The organism is Variovorax sp. 01T439_2 (assembly GCF_056398445.1).
This window is the reverse complement of the sequence record NZ_JBFTPJ010000542.1, coordinates 1-4,057: the sequence shown is the minus strand read 5'-3', so window position 1 is coordinate 4,057 and position 4,057 is coordinate 1. Positions and strand designations below refer to the sequence as shown.

Annotated in this window: 5 protein-coding genes; all 5 read right to left on the bottom strand. The window is 70.5% G+C overall.

Annotated elements, in window-relative coordinates; all coding sequences use genetic code 11:
- The coding region (locus tag AC1DOC_RS22755) for a dihydroxy-acid dehydratase domain-containing protein (RefSeq protein ID WP_478130533.1) at nucleotides 1-1,030 on the bottom strand (1,030 nt) is incomplete at its 3' end.
- A gap of 26 nt (nucleotides 1,031-1,056) precedes the next feature.
- Entirely contained in the window at nucleotides 1,057-1,875 is an 819-nt protein-coding gene (locus tag AC1DOC_RS22750; RefSeq protein WP_307594456.1) for an aldolase/citrate lyase family protein, read from the bottom strand.
- 21 nt (nucleotides 1,876-1,896) lie between these two features.
- Complete coding sequence (locus AC1DOC_RS22745) at nucleotides 1,897-2,880, bottom strand: Bug family tripartite tricarboxylate transporter substrate binding protein (RefSeq protein ID WP_478130532.1); 984 nt, start codon at nucleotides 2,878-2,880, stop codon at nucleotides 1,897-1,899.
- A 24-nt stretch (nucleotides 2,881-2,904) separates the two neighbouring features.
- Nucleotides 2,905-3,708 carry a shikimate dehydrogenase family protein gene (locus tag AC1DOC_RS22740; protein ID WP_478129106.1) on the bottom strand — a complete coding sequence of 268 codons (804 nt, stop codon included), beginning with the start codon at nucleotides 3,706-3,708 and terminating at the stop codon, nucleotides 2,905-2,907.
- Nucleotides 3,709-3,712: 4 nt separating this feature from the next.
- The coding region (locus AC1DOC_RS22735; protein WP_478130531.1) for an ABC transporter permease subunit at nucleotides 3,713-4,057 on the bottom strand (345 nt) is incomplete at its 5' end.

Sequence of the window (4,057 nt, the reverse complement as noted above, 5' to 3'; positions counted from 1 at the left end):
CCAGGTGCGCCGCGATCCTGTTGAGCACTGCCGGCAGGCCGCCGGCGTAGTGGAAGTCTTCCATCAGCTTCTCGCCCGACGGATAGAGGTTGGCAATGACGGGTACGCGCCGCGCGATGGCGTCGAGCTCGTCGATGTTCAGCTCGATGCCTGCGCGCCCCGCCATCGCGGGCAGGTGCACCGCCGCGTTGGTCGAGCCGCCGAGCGCCATGTAGGCGGCCACGGCGTTGAGGAACGAGGCCTTGGTGACGATGCGCGAGGGCTTCAGGTCTTCCCACACCATCGAGACGATGCGCTCGCCGCAGCGCCATGCCATGCGGCTGTGCTCGGAGTCGACGGCCGGAATGCTCATGGCGCCGGGCAGCGACAGGCCCATGGCCTCGGCGATGGCGGTCATGGTGCTGGCCGTGCCCATGGTGTTGCAGGTGCCGGGCGTGCGCGTCATGCGCGCTTCGAGGCGGATCCATTCGGCCTCGCCGATGTTGCCGATGGTGCGCTCGGCCCAGAACTTCTTGGTGTGCGTGCCCGCGCCCACGGCCTGGCCCTTGTAGCGGTCATTCATCATCGGGCCGGCGGGCAGGAAGATGGCCGGGATGTCCATCGACAGCGCGCCCATGACCAGGCCAGGCGTGGTCTTGTCGCAGCCACCCATCAGCACCACGCCGTCGATCGGCAGGCTGCGCAGCAGCTCCTCGCATTCGATGGCCAGCAGGTTGCGGTAGATCATGGTCGTGGGCTTGACCATCACTTCGCCCAGGCTCAGCGCGGGCAGCTCGAGCGGATAGCCGCCGGCCTGCAGCACGCCGCGCTTGACGGACTCGGCACGCTCGCGCAGGTGCGCGTGGCACGGCGAGAGCTCGCTCCAGGTGTTGACGATGCCGATGACCGGCCGGCCCATGAACTCCTCGCGCGCGAGCCCCTGCTGCTGCATGCGCTGGCGGTGCGCGAAGCCGCGGATGTCGTCGCTCGCGAACCAGCGCTGGCTGCGCAGTTCCTGCAGGGTCTTGGGGCGGGCGGCTTCTGTGGACATGCGGTGTGTTCTCTGGATCTCTGGGTTCAATAGGTGGCGGGGGCCGGCGCCGAAGCGGGGGCGGCGGGCGCGCCGCGCTGCTTGAAGCGCGCGGCGATGTCGTCGGCGCTCTTGCGCAGCAGCAGCTGGTCGTTGGCCACCGCCACGAAGAGCGCGCCAAGGTCGAGCAGCTCGCGCGCGCGCGGCTCGTCGTTCATGAGGATGCCGGGCGCCTTGCCGCAGGCGAGGATGCGCGCGATGGCGCGGTCGATGGCGGCGCGCACCGTGGGGTGGTTGACCTGGCCGGCCACGCCCATGCTGGCCGACAGGTCGCCGGGGCCGATGAAGACGCCGTCGACACCGTCGACGTTCGCGATGTCCTCCAGGTGCTCGAGCGCTTCCACGGTCTCCACCTGCACCAGCACGCAGATCTCGCTGGAGGCCTCGGCCACGTACTTGGTGTCGCGGCCGAAGCGGGTGGCGCGCACCGTGCCGCCCATGCCGCGGATGCCGTTCGGCGGATAGCGCGTGGCGGCCACGGCGGCCTCGGCCTCGGCGCGGTTCTGCACGAAGGGCAGCAGCAGCGTCTGTGCGCCGATGTCCAGGTACTGCTTGATCAGCACCGGGTCGTTCCAGGGCGGGCGCACCACGGCCGAGGTGGGCCGATCGCGCTCGGCCTGCACCGCCTGCAGCTGGCGCAGCATGGTGGTCGGATCGCCGGGCGTGTGCTCGGCGTCCAGCAGCATCCAGTCGAAGCCGGCGCCCGCGAGCAGCTCGGAGATGTAGGGGTCGGGCAGCGTCGACCAGAGGCCGATCTGCGGGATCTTCGCCGCGAGGGCGTGCTTGAAGGTGTTGCGCGAGGGCATGGGTTCGGTCCTTTTGCGGGGTCAGTCGATCTTCACGTTGCCGGCCTTGATGACCTCGCCCATCGCGGCGTGGTCGGCCTTCAGGCGCTCGGCGAACGCCTGTGGCGTCGATGAGAGTACATCGAAGCCCTGCTCTTCCAGCGGCTTGCGGAACGCGGGCTCCTTGAGGATTGCAACCATCTCCTTGTGCAGCCGCTCGACCACCGGCGCGGGCGTGCCGCTGCGCACCAGCATGCCGCTCCATGCGAGCTGCACCACGCCGGGCGCGCCGGCCTCGGCCATGGTCGGCACGTTGGGCAGCAGCTTCGAGCGCTGCGTGTCGGCCACGGCCAGCACGCGCACGCGGCCGCCCTTCTCCTGCCYGAGCACGGCCGAGAGGTTGTGGAACATCATCGGGATCTGCCCGCCCATCACGTCGTTGAGCGCGGCGGGGCCGCCCTTGTAGGGCACGTGGATCAGCCGGGTGCCCGTCTTCGCCTCGAACTGCAGCCCCGTGAGATGCATGGTGTTGCCGTTGCCGGCCGAGCCGAAGCTCAGCGTGCCGGGCTCCTTCTTCGCGGCCGCCACCACGTCGGCCACGGTCTTGTAGGGCGTGCCCGCGCCCACCACCAGCACGTTGGGCGTCTGGTTGGTGAGCGTGATCGGCTGGAAGTCCTTCAGCGCGTCGAAGCCCGTGGCCTTGTAGAGGTGCGGGTTCACGGCCAGCGTGCTGACCGAGCCGAAGAAGATGGTGTAGCCGTCGGCCGGCTGGTTGCGCGCCACGTAGGCGGCCGCGATGTTGCCGTTGGCGCCGGGCCGGTTGTCGATGACCACCGGCTGGCCCAGCCGCTGCGACAGCGCCTGGCCGAAGGGCCGCGCGAACTGGTCGGCCGCGCCGCCCGCGGGCTGCGGCACGACCAGCACGATGGGCTTGTGCGGATAGTCGGCCTTGGGCTGCGCCAGCGCGGATGCGGCGGCGAGCGCCATGGCCGACAGGGCCATCGCGGCCCTTGCGAATTTCTTCATGGAGTCTCCTGGATCAAATGTTGTTCATGCGGCGGCGCCGCGCCAGAAGGCGATCTGCGCGGCGACCTGGTGGTCGATCATGGGTTTGCCGCCGACCACCCGCAGCCCGCGCGCGGCGCAGGCGGCCATGAGCTCGGTGTCGCGCGCGGCGATGATGTCGAACAGCGCCGCATCGGCCGGCAGCTGCGCCGGGTCGAAGGGCATCGGGTCGCCCGCGTGCAGGCCGAGCGAGGTGGCGTTGATGGCGAGGCCGGCGCGGCACACGCTGCCGGCACGCGTGTCGGCATCGATGCCGGGATAGGCCTTGCGCAGTTCGGCGCACAGCTGCTGCGCGCGCTCGGCTTCGCGGTTGACAATGTGCAGCTCGCGCACGCCGGCCGCGGCCAGCGCGAAGGCAATGGCGGTGCCCGCACCGCCCGCGCCCACCAGCACCACCGGCCGATCGATGCGCAGCACGCCGTGTGCGCGTGCCGCGTCGACAAAGCCGACGCCATCGAAGCTCTCGCCCGACCATTGGCCATCGGCGTCGATGCGCATGGTGTTGACCACGCCGGTGCGCCGCGCCTCGGGTCCGAGGCGCGCGCACAGCGCATGCGCCGCGGCCTTGTGCGGGATCGTGAGGTTCAGGCCCTGCAGGTTGTCCACGCGCGCGAGTTGCGCCACAGTGGCCGCGAAGTCGCCGGGGTGCACGCCCATCGGCACCAGGCACCAGTCGAGGCCGGCGGCGGCGAAGGCCGGGTTGTAGATGCGCGGCGCGCGCACGTGGTCGACCGGGTGCGCGAGGATCGGCACGAGGCGCGTCGCGCCGCTGAGGTTTGCGGGGACCATTGCCTCAGCCTTTCACCGCGCCGGCCGTGAGGCCGCTGACCAGGTAGCGCCGCACCAGCATCGAGAACACCAGCACGGGCGCCATCACCAGCGAGCCGCCGGCGGCGATCTTGCCCCACTCCCAGCCTTCGTAGTTCATGAAGTTGACCACCGCGACCGGCGCGGTGCGCGCATCGGTGCGCGTGAGGATCAGCGCGAAGAAGAAGTCGTTCCAGGCGTAGAGGAAGCACAGGATCGCCGTGGCCGCGATGCCGGCGGCCGCCATCGGCATCACGATCTCCATGAACACGGTGGCGTAGCCCGCGCCGTCCATCAGCGCCGCCTCTTCGAGCGAGGCCGGCACGGCATC

Bases quoted from the DNA above. Each gene is read 5' to 3' on its own strand.
- AC1DOC_RS22740 (WP_478129106.1), bottom strand. From the start codon at position 3,708: ATGGTCCCCGCAAACCTCAGCGGCGCGACGCGCCTCGTGCCGATCCTC.
- AC1DOC_RS22750 (WP_307594456.1), bottom strand. From the start codon at position 1,875: ATGCCCTCGCGCAACACCTTCAAGCACGCCCTCGCGGCGAAGATCCCG.